Origin of the sequence: Vibrio sp. 10N.239.312.C11 (assembly GCF_041466065.1) — a bacterium.
Taxonomy (GTDB): domain Bacteria; phylum Pseudomonadota; class Gammaproteobacteria; order Enterobacterales; family Vibrionaceae; genus Vibrio; species Vibrio tasmaniensis_A.
The window spans coordinates 90636-110807 of record NZ_JBFSRZ010000006.1; the positions used below are offsets into that span (position 1 = coordinate 90636).

18 protein-coding genes are annotated in these 20172 nt (G+C 42.9%); 13 read left to right on the forward strand and 5 right to left on the reverse strand.

Annotation, left to right across the window (positions count from 1 at the left end; genetic code table 11):
* Positions 1 to 51: 51 nt before the first annotated feature.
* From AB6D07_RS04470 to AB6D07_RS04495, 6 genes are all read left to right on the forward strand, one after another.
* Positions 52 to 3126: a GH116 family glycosyl hydrolase gene (locus AB6D07_RS04470; protein ID WP_029222815.1), complete on the forward strand. Its 3075-nt coding sequence runs from the start codon at positions 52 to 54 to the stop codon at positions 3124 to 3126.
* Positions 3127 to 3222: 96 nt separating this feature from the next.
* Positions 3223 to 4236, forward strand: a complete 1014-nt coding sequence (locus AB6D07_RS04475; RefSeq protein ID WP_017100890.1) for a LacI family DNA-binding transcriptional regulator — start codon at positions 3223 to 3225, stop codon at positions 4234 to 4236.
* Positions 4237 to 4266: 30 nt separating this feature from the next.
* Positions 4267 to 4407: a hypothetical protein gene (locus tag AB6D07_RS04480; protein ID WP_157939752.1), complete on the forward strand. Its 141-nt coding sequence runs from the start codon at positions 4267 to 4269 to the stop codon at positions 4405 to 4407.
* A 163-nt stretch (positions 4408 to 4570) separates the two neighbouring features.
* Positions 4571 to 5290, forward strand: a complete 720-nt coding sequence (locus tag AB6D07_RS04485; RefSeq protein ID WP_017100888.1) for a hypothetical protein — start codon at positions 4571 to 4573, stop codon at positions 5288 to 5290.
* 485 nt (positions 5291 to 5775) lie between these two features.
* Entirely contained in the window at positions 5776 to 6246 is a 471-nt protein-coding gene (locus AB6D07_RS04490; protein ID WP_017100887.1) for a hypothetical protein, read from the forward strand.
* Positions 6239 to 6787: a hypothetical protein gene (locus tag AB6D07_RS04495; RefSeq protein WP_017100886.1), complete on the forward strand. Its 549-nt coding sequence runs from the start codon at positions 6239 to 6241 to the stop codon at positions 6785 to 6787. Before AB6D07_RS04490 ends, AB6D07_RS04495 begins: the two co-directional genes overlap by 8 nt.
* Positions 6788 to 7256: 469 nt before the next feature.
* Here the strand turns inward: AB6D07_RS04495 and AB6D07_RS04500 are convergent, their stop codons facing one another.
* Together AB6D07_RS04500 and AB6D07_RS04505 are read right to left on the reverse strand one after the other, a co-directional pair.
* Positions 7257 to 8885 (reverse strand): ABC transporter ATP-binding protein, encoded by a 1629-nt coding sequence (locus AB6D07_RS04500; protein ID WP_017103474.1) that lies wholly within the window; start codon positions 8883 to 8885, stop codon positions 7257 to 7259.
* 12 nt (positions 8886 to 8897) lie between these two features.
* Positions 8898 to 9392, reverse strand: a complete 495-nt coding sequence (locus AB6D07_RS04505; RefSeq protein WP_009846166.1) for a hypothetical protein — start codon at positions 9390 to 9392, stop codon at positions 8898 to 8900.
* Positions 9393 to 9632: 240 nt separating this feature from the next.
* Between AB6D07_RS04505 and AB6D07_RS04510 the strand changes: the two genes are divergently transcribed.
* On the forward strand, positions 9633 to 11993 hold the full coding sequence (locus AB6D07_RS04510; protein ID WP_009846167.1) for a Lon protease family protein: 2361 nt from the start codon (positions 9633 to 9635) through the stop codon (positions 11991 to 11993).
* 194 nt (positions 11994 to 12187) lie between these two features.
* Here AB6D07_RS04510 and AB6D07_RS04515 read toward each other — a convergent pair whose 3' ends face one another.
* On the reverse strand, positions 12188 to 12934 hold the full coding sequence (locus AB6D07_RS04515; RefSeq protein ID WP_009846168.1) for a flagellar brake protein: 747 nt from the start codon (positions 12932 to 12934) through the stop codon (positions 12188 to 12190).
* Positions 12935 to 13249: 315 nt separating this feature from the next.
* Between AB6D07_RS04515 and AB6D07_RS04520 the strand changes: the two genes are divergently transcribed.
* Genes AB6D07_RS04520 through AB6D07_RS04530 form a run of 3 tightly spaced genes read left to right on the forward strand, consistent with a single transcriptional unit; the run spans position 13250 to position 15891 of the window.
* Positions 13250 to 13534, forward strand: a complete 285-nt coding sequence (locus AB6D07_RS04520) for a GNAT family N-acetyltransferase (protein ID WP_029223001.1) — start codon at positions 13250 to 13252, stop codon at positions 13532 to 13534.
* 10 nt (positions 13535 to 13544) lie between these two features.
* Positions 13545 to 14720, forward strand: a complete 1176-nt coding sequence (locus AB6D07_RS04525; protein WP_017103475.1) for a phosphotransferase — start codon at positions 13545 to 13547, stop codon at positions 14718 to 14720.
* Positions 14710 to 15891 (forward strand): MFS transporter, encoded by a 1182-nt coding sequence (locus tag AB6D07_RS04530; RefSeq protein WP_009846171.1) that lies wholly within the window; start codon positions 14710 to 14712, stop codon positions 15889 to 15891. Before AB6D07_RS04525 ends, AB6D07_RS04530 begins: the two co-directional genes overlap by 11 nt.
* A 108-nt stretch (positions 15892 to 15999) precedes the next feature.
* Here the strand turns inward: AB6D07_RS04530 and AB6D07_RS04535 are convergent, their stop codons facing one another.
* Together AB6D07_RS04535 and AB6D07_RS04540 are read right to left on the reverse strand one after the other, a co-directional pair.
* Complete coding sequence (locus tag AB6D07_RS04535) at positions 16000 to 16914, reverse strand: DMT family transporter (RefSeq protein WP_017103476.1); 915 nt, start codon at positions 16912 to 16914, stop codon at positions 16000 to 16002.
* Positions 16915 to 17262: 348 nt separating this feature from the next.
* Positions 17263 to 18153, reverse strand: a complete 891-nt coding sequence (locus tag AB6D07_RS04540) for a DMT family transporter (RefSeq protein WP_017103477.1) — start codon at positions 18151 to 18153, stop codon at positions 17263 to 17265.
* A 124-nt stretch (positions 18154 to 18277) separates the two neighbouring features.
* On the opposite strand from AB6D07_RS04540, the gene AB6D07_RS04545 reads away from it, so the two are divergent.
* From AB6D07_RS04545 to AB6D07_RS04555, 3 genes are all read left to right on the forward strand, one after another.
* Positions 18278 to 18760: a MarR family winged helix-turn-helix transcriptional regulator gene (locus AB6D07_RS04545; RefSeq protein WP_017103478.1), complete on the forward strand. Its 483-nt coding sequence runs from the start codon at positions 18278 to 18280 to the stop codon at positions 18758 to 18760.
* 28 nt (positions 18761 to 18788) lie between these two features.
* Positions 18789 to 19190 (forward strand): hypothetical protein, encoded by a 402-nt coding sequence (locus AB6D07_RS04550; RefSeq protein WP_017103479.1) that lies wholly within the window; start codon positions 18789 to 18791, stop codon positions 19188 to 19190.
* A 361-nt stretch (positions 19191 to 19551) separates the two neighbouring features.
* Positions 19552 to 20070 carry a hypothetical protein gene (locus AB6D07_RS04555; protein ID WP_029223002.1) on the forward strand — a complete coding sequence of 173 codons (519 nt, stop codon included), beginning with the start codon at positions 19552 to 19554 and terminating at the stop codon, positions 20068 to 20070.
* Positions 20071 to 20172 lie beyond the last annotated feature (102 nt).

Here is a 20172-nt window from a genome sequence, read left to right on the forward strand (position 1 = left end):
TTTTGAAAAGATATTAACAAGAAGAAAAAAATATTCAATGGCGGTTTTAAAATGAATAATAAAATTCCATATACGAGCTACTCAGGAAATTCGGAACACTTATGTAAAAAAGGTGATGCAGTTGAATTTATTCAACCTTGGTACACGCCAATTTCTACCACACCAGAAAATACCGGTATGGCGGTGGGCGGAATTGGTAACACATTTACACTGACGCCAAACGGGAAAACACCAAATTTCAGCTTTATTCCGGGGATATTTGTCGATTGTTCAGAGCAAGTTATTAATTTTAATGATTTTTATGCTTCTGTGATGAATGTGCCAACCATCAACACGCTGCAAGTTTTTAATGAACAAGAGCTAAGCGTTCACCTGAACTTCTATCCTGCTTTGTTTGATGGCAAAAAGATTGAAAGTAGAGAAATGTCGAATGCGATTAGTCTCATTCAAGCAGCATTAAAAAATGGTCGATTCTACCAAGAAAATAAAGCTAACTTTACAAAATGGAACGTTGAATTTTCAAATAAGACTCAATTGTTGATTGAAGAAGATTCAGGTTCAACTATTTGTCAATTATATGTAGCCTTAGATTTCTTTAATGGTTTATTAACAAATGATACAACGAAGTTATTATCGCTTACCGCGGGTGATAATAATCACATAGATAGTGTTAATGGCAGAGATATAGAATATCAAGCTTTATATCCATTGGCTGAATATAAATACAATAGCTTCGAAAATATTAATATAAAGCGTAAGGTAGTTTCTCCGATCGTTAAAGAGAACAAACGACTTTGTTCTTTACCTATGCACTGGAATCACTTCGAATTAACCAATAATTCATCGCAAACGCGCGTGATTACGCTTGCTCAACCGCTACAAAACTTGATTGGTTCAACCTATCAAAAAGGTCGTGATGGCATTCAAGATTCGGCTTGTACCTTATCTCAAAATCCGACCGCTCAGCAGCATGAAGTGGTTAACTTAAAAGGCGAAAGTCACAGCTTTACCGGTGTTCAGCTTTCTAGCCAGTCGCCTTATCAGAGCGATATTGAAGGCGAAGTGGTGTTTGGTGTTCAAGCGGATAACCATTTGACGAAATCTGGCAAGGTCTCGATTTCTGTGAAGCCAACGCTTTACACCTCTAAGAGTGCTCAGCAAACAGAGTTCGCACTGAAAACAGGCCGCACAAACACTGAGTTCCAAACCGGTATCTACACAGGGCGTGAAGCTCTAAGCGCATTGGTGGTGGTTCTGGTTGAATTGGAACCTGGCGAGTCTGTTGACCTGCGTTTTGCACAGGTCATGGCGCACAGCAAAGTCATGCTTAATGGTTGGCACTCAGATAAGGCTTACACGCAATTCTACCCGCAAGTAAAGCCTGCATTACCGATGTTAGAAGACATGTTGCCAAAGCTCGAAACCATTGAGCAGCAGATCGTCGAACAACAAACAACTTTCCTCGAACAAGCTCAAAGCAAGATATCGCAGCCAGAATCGGCATTGCGTTATGCGACGATGGCAATGAACTCATTGTCTTTCCTAGCGGAATCAACGGTATGGGACAAAGAAGATAAATTCTTGGTGAAAGAGTGTGTCGACTACCCATTCTTTAACTCGCTGGATGTGTATTTCTACGGCTCATTCTCACTGCTTTATTTGTTGCCTGAGCTTGATGGCTGTGTGATGAAAGAGTTCTCGAAAGCCATTTTGGCAGAAGACTTTACCGAGCGCCGATACTGGGAATATGAAGCGACGCCTAATGCCGAATTGATTGATGACAAGTACCAAGGCGTGCGTGCCATTCGAGGTGCGGTGATCCACGACTTGGGCAGCCCATTCGACATCCAGCCAGATGCTTACAGCTGGCACAACGTGAAAGAATGGAAGGACCTAGCGCCGAAATACATTCTGATGGTGTACCGCCATTATCAAAACACCCAAGATATCTCTGTGGTTAAAGAGTGCTGGCAAGCAGTAACTGAAAGCATCGATTTCTTATCGAATTTGATCGCTGAAGGTGACGATTTACCACTAACCCGAGGCACAGACGATACCTTTGATAACCTAGCTTCTCATGGCATTTCAATTTACTGCGCGAGCCTTTGGGTTGCTGGCTTGCAAGCGGCGAGTGAACTTGCACAATTGATGGGTGAAAGCGAGCAAGCTAACGGTTACTTAACACGTTCTAAAAAGGCGTTGGCAACCGTTGAGCAAAGCTTGTGGGATGACAAAGAGGGTTACTACCACTTCTTCGTGACGCCAGTTCAAGCCAAGCATCTAACCGGTGCGGGCTATCAAGCTCTGGAAACCTTAGGACTTTCATTGACTGGCGATGCGATTGCTGACAAGAACACGCTCAATACCTATCTCAATGAAACGGATACTTCCATCAGCATCAGTAAGGTATCTCAAAGAGTCTCTAAGAAACGCTTGCTGAGTGAGGCGGCGCCTCAAGCCTTTACACAAGAATACTTAGATTTAGTGCCTGATTCCGATAACAGTTTTGGTGATGCCTTGTTGGCTGACAGTTATCTAAAGCTCATCGGACTCGAGGGTATTTTTCCGCAAGAGAACATCCAACGCGCACTAGACTATGTTTATAAGCACAACTTTGAGATTAACAGCCCTAAGCTTGGGGTTGCGAATATGACGTTGGCCGATGGTTCACCGCATGAAGCGTTCCAAGCTCAAGATGTGTGGATTGGTGTGCAGTTTAGTGTCGCAACGGCGTTGAGTCTGGCAGGTAAAAACCAGCAAGCAGAAACATTGATGGATACCGTGTATACCGCACTCTATGACTATTCAAAAATTCCATTTGCAGCGCCAGAAGGGTTCAATTGCTCTGTGTCTGTCCATGAGGAAGATCTTATAGAAGCATTCAAATTGACGCAAAATGATGCGAAAAACTGGCTAAGTGTACTTAAATTTCAAAACTGTGTGCTGTCTGACGGTCGGATTAATCCAACCTTGACGAAAGATACTGATAATTTTGTTAAAATGGTGGGCGGTGAAATTCCGTTAGAAAAGCTGGCAGGCTTACACAAATGGTTACTGAGTACTGGCTTGAAATATACGGCTGGTCGTTACTTCAGACCGGGTATGATCTTCGCCTATTTGTATTAACTTAATGATACGAGTTTTAACGAAAGCAGTGGTATGCAGGTAGAAACTGATGGGGAGCTTAAAGCTCTCCGAATGTCACTTGATTAGGGATTCGAGATGCGCACTAAAACAAAAAAAACAACAGTATACGATGTAGCAAGACTGGCTGGTGTTTCTCCCAGTACCGTGTCTCGCTTCCTTAATCGAACCACTTATGTGTCTGACGATAAAAGCCAAAACATTGAGCAAGCCATTAAAGACACGGGCTACAAGCCTAACTTCCAAATGCAAGAAAACACCAACCGACGCTCGCTCACTATTGGTGTCTTGGTGCAACACCCTGATAGCCCCTACACCAGTCGTATCCTCAACGACATGGAAAAAACGCTGATCGCTCAAGGCTATTCATTAGTGATCGCAACAGGGCATTGGCAGAAAAAGCTAGAAATGCACGCGTTGGAGTATCTCGCAAAAAGTAACGTGGATGGCATGATCATCGTTACAGGAAGCATTACTCAGGAAGAGATTTCCAAGTATGCACAAGACATTCCTATCGTGATGGTTGGCTACGATTTTGTTGAGAATAACGTCCGCTCCATCAACATTGATAACGTGTTGGGCGGCTACATGGCAACCTTACATTTACTGCAACAAGGGCATGTGAACATTGCTCACATCAAGGGCTTATCAAGCCAGCCTGATGCAGGTAATCGCTTTGAAGGCTATAAGAAGGCACTTCAAGAGGCGGGCATAAAAGTAATGCCAAAACTTGTTAAACAAGGTGATTTCAGTAGTGAATCTGGCTACGAGAAAACGGTAGAGTTGATAGAGTCAAAGATTCACTTCTCAGCCTTGTTTGCGGCCAATGACCAAACCGCTTACGGCGCGATTAAGGCATTGCATGATCACGGTTATAAAGTGCCAGAAGATGTGTCTGTGATTGGCTTTGATGACTTGCCTACGTCTAAGTATTTCACGCCAGCACTGACGACGCTGAGACAGCCGATTGAAGAGATTGGTGAAGTGTGTGCTCAGTCGATCTTGAACTTGTTATCTGGCGAGCGGCATGAAGCAAGGTTGCCCCCCATTGATTTAATCGTCAGAGAGTCGACCAAGTCTTTGTATCGTTAATTTCAAGACAAGCCTCAAGGTGGTACGCCCGTGATGATTCGTATTGATGTCAGTGCGAACCGTGGTGCAGGAATACCGCTGAGTAAAGCTATCGCTCTCGCTGCTGATATTTACGCGCTCACATTGTTTAACATGGGGATTGAATTACGAGCTAACTTAGCTGTGAGATAATTAAAATAAACCTAACTCTGAACTAGTCGATCAGTTTGTAGTGCACCAATATTGAGGTGTTACGTGTGCTTACGTTTGTAGAGCTATAAATACTGTAATATCCAACCAAGTTAAACGTCACTACTTAGCCTTCATCCTAGACGGCTTTATTATAGGTTTTCGAATGAAACAATTAACTCTAGCTCTCATTTTGTCCTTTTTATCGTCAGTCAGTTACAGTCAGGATTCTGAGTTTTATCCTGAATACTATTCCCAAGAAGTTATATCAAATGATCACTTAACTTTTGTCCTTAACTTTGATTTGGACTTTAAGTATGACAAAGAACGCTACATTGAAGCCGCTAACAAATGGCTAGGCATAATCAAAAAGGTTGATGGAAAAGATCAGCACACAATTAACATTGAAATTATTGTGTCAGATGATGTGGAAGAGTACGGCTTAGCGGCAGTAGAAGAGTATGAAGACAATATCCCCTCATTAGGCATTATCTGGATTAGCTCAGACCTCCATGAGCCTGATTTTGATCCCAAAAGCTATAAGCCAACTATTTTGCATGAATTTGCGCATATTCTTGGCGTTGGAACTTCAAGTGACGGGTTTATAGACGATTCAAAAGAGATTGCTGGTAAAGGTTTTTGTATGGAAACCAGCAAAGCAGTTACTGCCTATAATGAAGCTTATAATAGAGATTATGAATGCTTGCCATTTTCCGACGGCGGTCATTTATACGATTACATCAATGGGACTGACGACAAACGCGGTAAGGATTCTAAAGGCCGAACTATTCCGCCAATGCCTAAAGAGTTAATGGCTAATGGTGATGACTTGGGACCGGTGACGTTGTCAATTATTGATGATCTGGGCTTTGAACTTTACGATTGACTCTACTACGCCCTTAACTGGGCGTTTTTTAATCCCCAAAGTTAATTCAATCACTACTTATCGAAAAATTCGGATTTGTTCTCAGCCTTTATGTTCAGCTAGTTCTGATAATTTACAATAAAGATTGATTGGTTTTTCATCATCTCAAGTAATACGGGGCATGTAAGCTAAATCACTTTTGCCCCCTTCTTTGTTTTGACTGGCTCAACACATACTTCATCAAAGCCTCATCTGACTTACTTTTTCTAATCTAACTATGTGACCAAATTTACTAACCCACTAAAACTCACTGAACGAAGGACACCGTGCAACCAAGTATATTTTCTATACATACGATAACAGTGATAGTTTTTCATTAAACTTTAACTGGTTACGCATACATGACTTGCAACTTGGCACATTAATTTACGCTATCTAGAAAATTTTTGTATTTTATTGCAGAATCATTCTGCCTAGTATTGCTGTTATACATTTGGGAGGTAAAGTTGAGCTATTCATTTGATATTAAAAATTCAAAAGATCTATTTCACGAATTTTCTCGCTTAGCAGGAGAATATCGTAAAGAACCACTATCTTCTGGCTCTGCGGTAATCTGTGCAATTTTTTCATGGCACGTAGTAGAGTGGATCTATCGAGAATATCCTTCATTAATTGCTGCATATCCAAAGGAACGAGATTTTAAAAATTTCATGAAAAGCTCCTGCCCTGCTCTTAGCTACATGCAAGATATTGCCAATGGCAGTAAGCATCGTGGCATTACAATGTATAAACCTGTAGTTACAAAGACAGAACGACATCAAGGTGCATTTTCTTCAGCTTTCTCTAAAGACTTTGATGTATCTAGTTTAAAAATTGAGCTTGATAGTGGTGATATTGTGTACTTTGATGAAGAAGTAGATAAAGTAGAAGCTTACATTAAACTGTTTTTCTCTAGCACGTTGAAAGAAAATGTATAACGATAAATTTAAGAGTGAATCGAGTAAAGCCTTACAGGCTGTATCAGCATTCGTTATGTTAATAACCTCTCTATATTTTGGTTACGAAAGTAAACCTACGGAAATGGGATTAACCATTGTGGCTGGCTTCTTAGGGCTTGTGTTTGCAAATCTAGAAAAATTTCAGAGCTTCAAAGCAGGTGGAGTTGAAGCTCAGCTAAAAGTAGATCAATTCGAAGCTATATTGGAAAAAGAAACAGAAGCACCAACTGAAGAAGTAGATGAAGCAGAGGCACAGGTGCCCAACGTAGATCTAGTGCCTGAAAATACTAAAAGTGTCCTGAGCGCATTACAAAACCACGAATATACATGGCGCTATGTTTCAGGCTTATCTAAAGAGACCAACCTCTCTCGGAATCAAGTCAAAGAATCGCTCTTATGGCTTTCTGAGCATGGATACGCAAGGAAATCGCTTGGTAAAAGCGGGGAGATTTGGGCATCTACTCAAGAAGGGCGCTATTTGTTTGCGATCATTCGCTTTAGTGATGTACCAACTGCGTAACAATCGTTTAAGGTTTCAAGATACTTATTCTAATCTATCTAGAGCACGTTAGAACTTAAATTCTAACGTGTTTCTGTCCAAAAACGAGTTAGCGCTCTGCTGTAGTGACCCGACTATCAGCTAACCCTGTTTAAAGTCCGTCAACTTGAGCAGACCTTCATAATCACTGGCTCGAATCATTGAGTTGATTTTTCATATACGCCAGAAACGAAAAATGCCGCATCCATGCGACATTTTTCTTTTGGCGGCCAAACCAGTTTTGCTATATCCATTCTAGAGTGAAACCCATTCTACTCTTCATATTTGAAGCCGCAGCGTTGTTAACTGCCTAAGTTCACCCAAATTACATAGAACACCTATGCTCATAGGGCTGAACTTATTTGTTGCCTAGCTGCAACTCCAATTATTTTGAGTATCGAGATTATTCAGAATGTACTTATAAGACGCTGTTAATCTTGATTAGTTCCCTTTACGCGGCATTTTTTTTCGATTTATTTTCTAAGTCGAATGACGCAGCGATGAGTTTCTTGGTGTAGTCGTTTTTCGGCGCATTGAAAATCTCTTCTGCAGCGCCTTCTTCCATCACTTCACCTTTCTGCATTACCAAAACACGATCCGATAAGGCTTTGACTACCGAAAGGTCATGGCTGATAAACAGGAAGCCGATATTGTGCTTGGCTTGGATGTCTTTCAGCAGATCAATCACAGTGAGCTGTACAGAGCGATCGAGTGCTGAAGTCGGTTCATCCAATAGAATGAAAGATGGTTCAAGAATCAACGCGCGAGCAATCGCAATACGTTGTCTTTGTCCGCCCGAGAACTCATGTGGATAGCGGTTAATTGAATTTGGTTCTAAGCGAACCTCAATCAATGCTTTGCGAGCTCGTTCTAATCTTTCTTTCTTGGATAGATGAGGTTGATGTACCGTTAAACCTTCAGTGATGATTTCCCCAACAGTCATGCGTGGTGATAAAGAACCATAAGGGTCTTGGAATACCATCTGAACATCTTTCTTGAGCTTGTGACGTTCTTTATCGGTTAACAAACTCACATCTTGGCCTTTGTAAACAATACGTCCGGTACTTGGCAGCAAGCCGATCAGTGCGCGTCCTAGTGTTGATTTACCTGATCCAGATTCACCAACAATGCCTAACGTTTCACCTTGTTTTAGGGTCAATGAGATGCCTTTTACAGCTTCGAAATATTGACTCTTACTCTTAATGAAGTGAGATTTCACTAAGAATTGAACACGGATATCATCGGCACACAGTAGCTCTGGCGCCGATGCTTCTACAGGAACCTTAGCGCCTTTCGGAATTGAGTTGATCAGCATGCGTGTGTAATCGTGCTTAGGATTTTCGAATAGCTCTTGAGTGAGTCCTTCTTCGACCAATTCCCCTTTACACATCACGAGTACTCGGTCGGCAAAGTGTTTCACTACACCGAGATCATGGGTAATGAATAAAATCGCCATGCCCATCTTGCTTTGAATCTCTTTGATAAGAGAGAGCACTTCAGCCTGAACCGTCACATCCAAAGCCGTAGTCGGTTCGTCTGCAATCAGAATGTCTGGTTCATTGATCAGAGCCATTGCGATCATGATGCGTTGCAACTGGCCGCCTGAAAATTCATGTGGGTATTTGTTGTATGCCTGTTCTGGCATTGGTAGGTGTACAAGGTTGAAAAGCTCAAGCACACGCTGTTTCGCTTGAGATTTCGATACATTACGATGACACATAATGGCTTCAGCCACTTGTGTACCCACGCGTAGATATGGGTTTAGAGATGTCATTGGTTCTTGAAAGATCATTCCGATCCTGTCACCACGAATTGACTGCATCTCTCGTTCAGTCTTTTTTAGTATCGACTGACCTTCAAATTCGATTTCCGATTGAGCATCAATGATGGCGTTATCAGGGAGCAAACGCATCAAAGCGTTGGAAGAGACAGATTTACCTGAACCCGATTCGCCAACAATGGCCAAGGTTTCACTAGAATTAAGAGTAAAGTTAATCTTTTTTACCGCATCAATGATTCCATCATTGGTTATGAATTTAACGGAGAGATTGTTAACTTTAAGAATGGCCCGGTCCGACATGATATATCCTTATCAATTTAAGACATTAGGTGAAGATTGAACTTCTGAAGTGGTTTTAAGTTGCCCAAAATGGTGATGAGCGCGTTGAATTTGTTCTAGCTCGAGCATCCAATGTGAGCTGCGCTGAGCACTGCAAAATGCGATCAGGTGATTGAGTAAATCTTCGCTCTGCTTTTCCAATAACCTAAAGGTACGTTGAATCAACTCTGTACCCTCAAGAGAGATAAATTGCATCAATGCATAAGATTGGTTCAAGGTGTCGAAGGCTTGTTGCTGTTGCCCTAAACGATTGAGAATCTCTGATTGAGCGACACTGGCGTCTCTAAGGCCTGAAATTAAGCAAGCAAACTGGCAGGGTTTGATGTCACTTTGGTATGCCGCGTTTTGGATGTGATGAGGAAGAGAGGTGAGAACATCATTATAGAGGCGCTGTGCTTCGGGCCAATGACCTTGTTCCATTAACTGTTCAGCTTTTAGGTAGTGCATCCAGCAGCGTTCAATTTCCATGTCCACATCCTTAATTTTAAACATCCTAAAATGTTAATGATATTTATTATCAATTGCAAATTAAAATCATTCACATGCTAAGTTGGTGAATTAAATCTCTCGTTATTGCTAAAAACGGGGTAAATTGAGTGTTATTTGTTCAGTTGAACAGCTGTGCAGCGTAAGTCACTAAATTTATAGGTAATTACATCTACACTGATTTTATCTACACCCAAGTAATGAAGGACTAAGGAGGCGGCGATGGCGATGCAAAGACTCAATACAGAACAGCTGTATAAGGTAGCGGAACTCGATAAGCTACCATGTAAGTCGACCAAAGAACTGGCTCCAATTGACGAAATCGTCGGGCAAGAACGCGCACAAAAGGCCGTTGAGTTCGCGATGTCAATCAAGGAAAAGGGTTACAACATTTATGCGATAGGTCGAAATGGTCTTGGTAAACGCACCATGATCTTGCGCTACCTAAACCGACATCCTCAAGAAGTACAGGAGCTTTTTGATTGGTGCTATATCGCGAATTTTGAAGACATTCGTACACCTAAGGTGCTGAAATTACCTCGTGGTGTTGGCAGCAGTTTGAAGCAAGATATTGAAAAGCTGATGCGTAAGCTTCTTAAAGCAATGCCACTCGCATTCGATAACGAGATGTACTTTAACCGCGCTGACCGATTAAAAAATCAGTTGGCCGCTAAGCAACAAGCGGCGTTAGAAGCGATCAGTCAAGAAGCAAAAGATAAGGGCATTAACCTGACGATCACGACTCAGGGTGACTACCAATTTGTCGCGATGAATGGCGATGATCTTCATACCGAAGAGAGCTTCGACTTACTCACGCCAGAAGAGCAAGATCAATTCGATAAAACCATTGATGGATTGGAAGTCGGGCTGCGGACCATTTCTCGTGAACTGACCGAGCTTGAAGAGACGTACACAGAGAAAGTTCAAAAGTTGAATGATGATACGGCGCGAGATGTTATTACCCACTTCATCAAGCAGTTGAAGCAAGATTACAGCCAATATCCTGATATTAAAAAGTACCTGACAGCACTGCGTAAAGACATTGTCGACAACGCAGATATTTTCTTAGAAGAGAGTACAGAGCAAGCAGAAGTTGCAACCGCCTCTTTGGACAAGAAAATGCCACGTCGCTACAAGGTGAACGTGATTGTGAGCCAGAAGGAGGAGACTCTGCCGATCGTGGTGGAAGAGAATCCGAATTATCACTCTCTGTTTGGCTATGTCGAAACGGCAACGTTCAAAGGCACCGTATTTACAGACTTCTCTTTGATCCGCGCAGGTAGCTTACATAGAGCCAATGGCGGCGTCTTGCTGATGGATGCGGTCAAAGTACTTGAACAACCTTATGTATGGGAAGGCTTGAAGCGCGCGCTGCGTTCGCGTCAATTGAGCTTCACGTCATTAGAAAAAGAGGTCACGTTAACGGGGGCGGTATCGCTTGATCCTGAGCCTATTCCATTGGACGTTAAGATCATCCTGTTTGGTGATTATCGAACTTATCAACTACTGCAACATTACGATGCGGAGTTTGGTGAATTGTTCCGTGTGACGGCCGATTTTGAAGATGAGATGAAGCGTACTGCGGATTCTGAAATGCATTACGCACGCTTCATTTCAAGCATCGTGCACGACAACAACATGCTGCATTGTGATCGCAAAGCGATTGCTCGCATCATTGAGCACAGTTCTCGTCAGGCGGGTGACCAAAGTAAGTTGTCGTTGCACTCGGCACACATTGCCAACCTGCTTCGTGAGTCAAACTACGTGGCGAAAGGGGCGAAGTCGAACCTGATTCGTGCTACGCATGTCGACCAAGCGCTATCTAACCAACAGATGCGTGTCGGGCGACTGCAAGACAGCGTCATGGAAACCTTCACCAACGGTACAACACTGATTCATGTGGATGGTCAGGCGGTTGGGCAGGTCAATGCGCTGTCTGTACTCAGTACGACTGATCATATGTTTGGCGCACCGAACCGGATCACGGCAACCACGGCTTATGGTGACGGTGAAGTGATTGATATAGAGAGAAACGTAGACCTAGGTGGCAGTATTCACTCGAAAGGGGTGATGATCTTATCGGCTTACCTTTCTTCGGTATTTGGTAAGACAGCGAAAGTACCGCTTACTACCAATATCACTTTCGAACAATCGTACGGTGGCGTCGATGGTGATAGCGCGAGTATGGCCGAGTTCTGTGCGGTAGTGTCTGCATTCTCTAAGCAGCCGAACCGTCAAGACATCGCGATTACCGGCTCGATGAACCAGTTCGGTGAGTCCCAGCCTATTGGTGGTGTGAATGAGAAAATTGAAGGCTTCTTTGATGTGTGCGAAATCAAAGGACGTTCAAATGAGCAAGGGGTGATCATCCCACGTTCAAATGTTCACAATCTGATGCTGCGTAATGACATCGTAAAAGCGGTTGAAAAGGGCGAGTTTAATATTTGGGCTATCGACCATGTGACCGAAGCGATTGAGCTGTTTACAGGCAAAGCCGCCGGTGAGGCGAGTGACGAAGGTAGTTATCCAATCGATACTATCTTTGGTATCGCTCAAGCTAAACTGAACGCACTGCGTAAATAGTCTAATATCTATAGACCCAGCTAGCTTTTTAATTAGATAAGTGTTTGAAAATCAGACAAATAGACAAATAAACAAAACTAAAAAGCCATCGACATAAAAATCGATGGCTTTTTTGATTGCGACTTTGCTCGCTATTAAGTCGTCTGTATCTGGTCTGCTTACGGTATTCGGTGAAAGCAATGTGCTAAATGACTTTACCTATTTCGCAAACAGAGCTTGGTGCCATCGAACTTCAGCTTCGCCAATAAGTGTTTGGCATTAGAGCGGCCAATATCATCAAATTCTACCCCGTATCGAGCGTAGTGCGTTGATTTTTGGAGATTACAGATGATGCCTTTCAATGGCGGTATAAGTGGGCCATTGTAGTTCTCAGGTGTAACTTCAATAGATACTCGATCGGCAATTTGAATCGCACGAGAAGTAGGTGAGGTAACAAAACGACAACCACTTTTCGATAAGTCTCTAATCTCACAGTTTGCTCGTTGATCGTTGAAGATGATTCTGGAAGCTAAGTTCACCTCGTAGCGTGTCTCTTTACGCAGTTGGGTTACTTGCATCGAGCTTGGTGTTGAAAGCACAAGTATAGGGAAGGGATCTCCAATCCTATGGTGAATTTGGCTTTTAAAGTGGATAAGAGCGCCTTCTCCTCGCAGAGAGTACGCACGAGCTGTCATCCAAAAACCTTCTTGGAAGAAAAAGCTCAGATCGTCGTTGGATACGTCGGGAACCTCAACCACAATGCAGTTATCACTGTGTGTACCGATAAATTTGGTGGTGGCGAGAAACTTAGTACCAACTGGAGTCGATACATTTAATGTTAGTTCACTACCGTGCTCTATCATAGCCAGTGCATCGGTGCTATTTAACGTAGAAACGGTGCGGTTACGAGGATCTTGAAGTGCCTGATTATGCTCCAAAGGCTTCTTCAGTGGTGCGTTCATTATATGTTCTCCATGCGCCAACATGCGTCTGTTTGTTATATTGGTAACTTGCTATTAAGGGGCAAATACGTGCTAGATTTAGCAGGTGCAATTACATAAATTAAGTGCAATTACATAGACTAGGTAGATGTACTCACATAGATTTATAGAGTGCCTTTATCTTTATTGATTCGTTATTAAGCCGATGGCACAGAGTTATTTACTTTGTTTGTAAGTACTTAGTTCTATTTGTATAAGCTTGAGTTAGTCTATTACAAGGAATGAATACTTCAAATTTTTATTGTTTGTCGTATCAATTATTTTCAGGAGTTGAGAATGCAGGCAACAAAATGGGATCAAGATGCGAACCAGATCACAGTTGAGCTAGCACCCAACCAGTTCGCGGTTGTTAAGTATCAAAAGGATGGAGATGTACTACATATCACATCGACACGTATTCCTGATGAGCTTCAAGGTAAGGGCTTCGGTAAGGTGATGATGGAGTCGGTACTGACTGAAATTGAACAAGCAGGTTTTAAAATTGTACCGATTTGTAGCTATGTGATTCACTATATGAATAGGCAGCCACAGTGGGCACACCTTTTATCCGATAAAGCATAGTAACGAGTATATGTCTCAATCAATATCGTCAAAAAATATCGCTCAACCGATAGCGAATTCAAGTCAAAATCAGCCAGAGCTTTATCAACAAAAGTTTTATCAAAATGAGCTTTATCAAAAAATAGCGGCCTCACTGGGTTGTCATCAAGGGTTTGATGTCCAGGTAATTCAAAGCCTATGGGGCGGGTATGGTGAATTAGTTCGTTTGGTTTTTTCTAAAGACAGGCGTTCTTCATTCAACAGTGTGATTGTTAAACATGTCGCATTGCCAGATAAAGCAGAACACCCAAAGGGTTGGAATACCAAACTTTCTCATCAACGAAAGGTGCACTCTTACCAAGTTGAGACCGCGTGGTATCAGTCGTTTACCCAACAGTGGGATGAGCGTTGCCCTGTACCTGTAGGGCTGCAATGTGAGTTACAAGAGCACGAGTGGCTGATTGTGATGCAAGACTTGGCCGAAATCGGTTTTCCGTTAACTTCTCAGTTTGATGTGCTTGCTGCTTTTGATGATTCAGCAATCCAAGATACTCAGTCTGATCTGGCGTCTGGTTACACACTAGAAGAGCAAAACCAGCGCGATGCTTGCCTTAAATGGCTCGCTAACTTTCATGCAAAGCACATCAATGTAGATCAAGAACATTTAGCTTCATTGTGGCAAGTCGGCACATATTGGCATTTAGACACTCGGCCTGACGAGTTAAACGCATTGGCTGATTTACCGCTTAAGAGCCAAGCGCAGCACATTGATAATCTATTAAGGGCGTGCCCATATCAAACCTTGGTACATGGTGACGCTAAGCTCGCCAACTTCTGCTTTGATTTAAAAAGCGAGCGCGCTGCTGCCGTTGATTTCCAATACGTTGGGCGTGGTTGTGCGATGAAAGATGTGGCCTTGTTCATGAGCAGCGCGGTTAGGCCGCAAGATTGCGCAGAGCTTGAATCAGAAGTGCTGGATGCTTACTTCCAGCACTTGAAAGAAGCACTCATGCACTATCAACCACACCTTTCGTTCGATGAAGTAGAAGCTGCATGGCGACCAATGTTTTACGTGGCATGGACTGATTTTCAACGTTTTGTTAAAGGTTGGAGCCCTGAGCATTGGAAGATCAACCCGTATACCGAGCAACTAACCTTACGAGTGCTTAACCAATTAGACGAACAGGAGTCCGTCAATGTTCGATAAAACCGCGAGCTGGAAAACGCCGCAAAACTTCTTATTACTGATTTCAATTGTTGTCCCTATCGCGTTTTCGAGCTGGATGGCGCTGCTGAATAACTTCGTTATTGAGAAAGCGAACTTTGATGGTGCGGATATTGGTTTATTGCAAAGCGTTCGTGAGATCCCTGGCTTTTTGGCCTTTACCGTGGTGTTTGTGTTGGCGTTCATTCGGGAGCAACGCTTCATGTTGATATCGCTGGCGATGCTCACGGTCGGTACGGCGATTACCGGTTTGTTTCCTTCACTCACTGGCCTATTGCTGACCACCATTTTGATGTCGACGGGTTTTCACTATTTTGAAACGCTCAAGCAGTCTTTGTCACTCCAATGGTTGAGTAAAGAAGAAGCCCCTGAGATGCTGGGTAAAATGATCTCCGTTGGCGCGTTGGCCTCGTTAATTACTTATGGCTCAATCTGGGTGATGTTAGAACAGCTGAAGCTCGATTTTGCTTGGGTGTACGGCATTACTGGCGGTATTGGATTTATTTTAGTTTTGGTGATGACCTTTGGTTTTCCTGAGTTTCAAACCAAGACACAACAAAATAAGAAATTGGTGCTGAGAAAGCGTTACTGGCTCTACTACGCGCTCACCTTTATGAGTGGCGCGAGAAGACAGATCTTCACGGTATTTGCTGGCTTTCTCATGGTAGAGAAGTTTGGTTACTCGGCTGCTGACGTAACGCTACTGTTCTTAATTAATTACCTGTTTAATTTCTTATTCGCAAAACGTATTGGTCGATTTATCGGTGTGGTTGGAGAGCGCAAGGCGCTGATCTTCGAGTATGTTGGTTTGATTGGTGTGTTTGTCGGTTATGGTTTGGTACAAAGCGCGGAATGGGCAGCGGCGCTGTATGTTGTCGACCATCTGTTCTTTGCACTCGCATTAGCGATCAAAACCTATTTCCAGAAAATCGCCGATCCTGCCGACATGGCATCAACAGCAGGTGTCTCTTTCACCATCAACCATATTGCAGCGGTTGTTATTCCGGTCGTATTTGGGGTGATTTGGTTATCGTCCCCTGCAACGGTTTTCTACATAGGTGCTGCGATGGCGGCGGTATCTTTGGCGTTGTCTTTAAACATCCCTAAGAAGCCCGAAGAGGGCAATGAAGTGCGAATGTTTAGCTGGCGCTAACTCTGGATAAAGACTAATAAAAAGCTCCAATAGTGATATTGGAGCTTTTTTGTATGTGCTAGATGGAAATATCTAGTCAGCTTCCGGTAGGGTTAGCTTTCAGTAGGATTAGCTTCTTGCGGTTTTTAGTCCACCACGTAACTTGAAGATTCCTTTTGGAGCCTTAGTAAGCAAGATGCCACAAAGCAGAGGAATCATCATCACCAGTGACTGTTCAGACAGCACTTCTCCATTGATGTAGCACGAGATCAGTAGTGCAACCACAGGGAAAATCAGGAAGCAGATAGACGCTTGGAACGGCGTCGAAACTTGTCCGAGTTTAAAGTAGGCAACAATGCCTCCAACACTCGCCACAAAGCCGAGGTAAAATACCGCTGAGATTGAATCCCAAGTGAAGGATTCAACATTCACGCTTTCACCCATCGCCGAAACGGCGAACAAGAATAGAGAAGCAATCAGACTTGGGACTGCGTTGTACGTCAGTACTTCGATGCCTTTACAGTGCTTTTGAACTAACACATACATAACAGCGTGTATTGCCACAGCAAGACCTAAGCAAACTGTACCAACTAGGTAGTCATCGCCACCCATCTGCATTTCATTACCGAGGATCAAACATAGGCTTACAACAGCGGTAGCCAAACCAAATATTTGGTGCTTAGCCAATCGTAGGCCTAGGAATAGGCCTGACATCAACATCACAGCGACCGGCATGTTAGCGAAGATGATCGACGCTAGACCAGAAGAGATGTATTGCTCGCCATAGATCATCAAAGTAAATGGAATCGCAAAGTACATCAGCGCAACAATCAGCAACCATTGACGCTTGCCTTTAGGAAACAGCAGTGGCTGGTTGAAGACTTTCGCTAATACCGCAAGCAGAGGTGCAGCGAGTAAAAAGCGCAATGCAGTAGCAAAAATTGGTGGGATAGAATGCAATGCCACTTCCATTGCGAACCAAGTGGTTCCCCAAATTAGGCAAACAGAGACAAAAAGCAAGATAGTTAGCGACTTCGAATTCATGGTGACTACTCATTAATAATTATTTTAAATCATAGGCTTGTGGCGCCTTAATGATGTGGCACAGTATAAGGAGGTCGTCGGAGAAAAGTTTTGTCTTTTTATCTCTAATTACAATATTTTGTGGAAAATTAATCTCTAGTATGTCTATTTTTTAGAAAATAAATTCAATTTAGGTAGCTTGAGTAAAGGCATTGTTCTTTGTAAGGTTTAATGTCGTTTAAGAAACGATCAACTTGGCGAGTATGGCTGTTGGGTTATTGCTGTTAGCGTAGCAACAAAAGGCACCTTTTAAATCACTGTATAAGATGTAAGGCGCGTTATTATTCTCAGTACAGTCGGTAGATTCAACTACGTAACAGGCTTAACTTGTTTTGACTGTCTTACCGAAAGGATAAGTTGCGGTAGCAGTGACATCACTATCATGCCTGTCATTAGCGAGTACTGAACTGCTGTAAATGATTCACTCATCAACACCATACCCGTCACGATCCCAGCTACTGGGTTAGCGATACCACCGAAGGTGAAATCCACCACTGACATACGCTGTAGTAGCCATACATACATGCCGTAACCCAGGGCGGTGTTCAGGACAATCACCCAAACAAGTCCTATTGCGTTACGAGTATCGAAATGAGTGACAGCGTTAACATAAGGCTGTGGGTCGATGAGCGCATGAACGCCAGACGCGACAGATAAAATCGTACCGCCTAGAATCAGTTGCCACGTTAATACCTTCCACCAGTGCATGCGATTACCCAGTGACTTGGTAATGCTACTGCCGATAATGATACACATGATTGCAGCGAACATGGCGCCTAAACCTATTGGGTTTAATGCGATTTGACTTGGATTAAACAATATCCACGCCAATGTGATTAATCCAACACCAGACAAGGCTTGAATCAATTGCGGACGCTGTTTCTTTACTACCCAATGGAAGATCATCGCAAACACTGGCACAGAGATCATACCTACACCGGAGATTGCCGAAGGCAACGTCAACGCCATCACGAAGATTAAGCTAAAGAAGGTCGCGATATTGATAAGACCCAATGTAAAAATGATCTGCCATTCGCCTTTTTGAGGCAGTGTCGGTTTTACTACTAGCAATAACAAACCAGCAGGCAACGCACGCAAAGCACCCAATAATAAGGGAGGCCATTCCTGTAGCGTAAATTGCGTCACTGCATAGGTTGTTCCCCAAAAGAACGCGGGGATCATTGCTAATAATATATTCATTTAAAATATCTTTACGTTAAGATAACTGTTATGTGAACTGTATACCTAGATCATATGGTTGTAAAGTATCTTTATGTTAAACTAGTTTGAGGTAAACAAGACTAATAACGGAGCGAGATCGCAAATGGATGCTATCGACCGCGTAGTAGAGCAATGGGCAAAGGAAAAGCCTGAATTAGAAACTGAGCCAATGGCAATGATGGGCCGGATTATGCGTATTGCCAAGTATATGGAGACGCAAGTTGCCGAGCTTCATAAAAATTACGACATGAAACTTGGTGAGTTTGATGTGTTGGCAACGTTGCGACGTTCTGGGAAGCCTTATCAACTGACGCCATCAGAACTGATCGGATCGATGATGCTGACCTCAGGCGCAATGACCAATCGCCTTGATAAACTAGAAGCTAAAGGGCTGATCAGTCGTGAGCACAGCAAAGAAGACAGACGCAGCGTGAGTGTTCAGCTAACCAAAGATGGTCTTATTCTGATCGACCAAATGATGACTGAACATGTCGAAATGCAGAAAAAATTGGTTAAGTCATTGTCTGCGAGCCAGAAGAAGAACACTAACCAACTTCTAAAAGCATGGTTGAGTGCTTACGAATAATTTTTAGGTGACGGAGTAGGGTACGACTATGGACAGTATTCAAAATAATACGGAAAAAACAGATATGCTTGAGAAAGTAGAGCGCGTTGTATTAATTAATGGATTGGAATACGAGGTTGGCGGAAATGTTCTTAATCTTAAGCTAGGCAGAGCGGGTGGAAAGGTAAAAATCAAATACGACTACGCGACGAATTCATACGTCTACAACTGTAATGAGTATGCTATTGGTTTTTCTAGTCTTATCCTCTTCGTTCTGTCGTTCAATACTCTGTATCAAGTTGATCACCAAGCATGGTCTGGTTATGTCGCGGGTTTGATGTTCGCTGGAGCAATATTTAATTTGATCCAATTAGTGCTATCGCACGTCCAAATGTTAGACATTAAAGCACAGCTAAGAGAAGTAGGTATCTACCTCAAGTCTGGCGCGTAAGAGCCTTTAGCATCTTGTGTATCGTGAACAACTGAACAACTGAACAACTGAACAACTTAGCCATTTCTGAGTAACGAGTGGTTAAGCCCTGCCATCGGTGGTTATAGGCCCAAATAAACAGCGTTAACACCAATTCTTAGTGCTGTTTTTACTTTCCTCTTACACACTTTTCTTATATCGAACCTAGTATCAAATTTCTCTTGGTTATACAGGCAAGCTTCTCATTATGAAGAACTTTTTCGATAGCGAGCTCATGCTCTCTAGCTCCTTGAACTTTGTTCTGCTGTCACTTGGACTAACGCTCCTCTTACATATTCCAATTTGGTGTGGATTCAACCTGAGTCGGCGAAAATGGAAGCGTATGGATTATTTATGGCCGTTTTTAGCGGGTATCGGAATGCTTGGTGCCGTGTCTGAGATTAGAGCGAAGGTGGCGGGTGATTGGGTTGAAACCGAACAAACCAGAGCGGTGGCGATTTTAGAATCGGTTCAGCAGTTCTCGTTGGATAAGTTGAGAAGTGATACCTGTACAGGCCAGCCATCTTTAGATAATTACGCTCAGTACCACGACGCGTGTTTGTGGTATTTGAATACGGCGATTACGTTTAAAGATATCGATTTCACCTTGTTACCTAATACATCGGATTTTACGGTTCCTGCGCCTAGCGTGTCGTTAGTTGAAAGTGATGCGGTGTGGGTGGATGGTATGCTGAGTCAGTATGAAAAGCAGAAAAACCAATATATAAAAACCAGAGAAGCGCAGGTGAAGCAGCCGCTAGAAAGTATCTTTTGGTATGTGAGTCCTTACTTAGTGTGTTTCGCGATTGCACTACGTCTTACTAAGGTGACAGCGGAGCTCAAGTTGGATAAATGCTCATAGTTCACGGTTCATCGCTATATCAATGGATAACTCAATACTTAGGCAAGCGTATAACTTTAGGTAAGTGTATAACGAATAGGATGTGTCTGAATTAGAGATAAA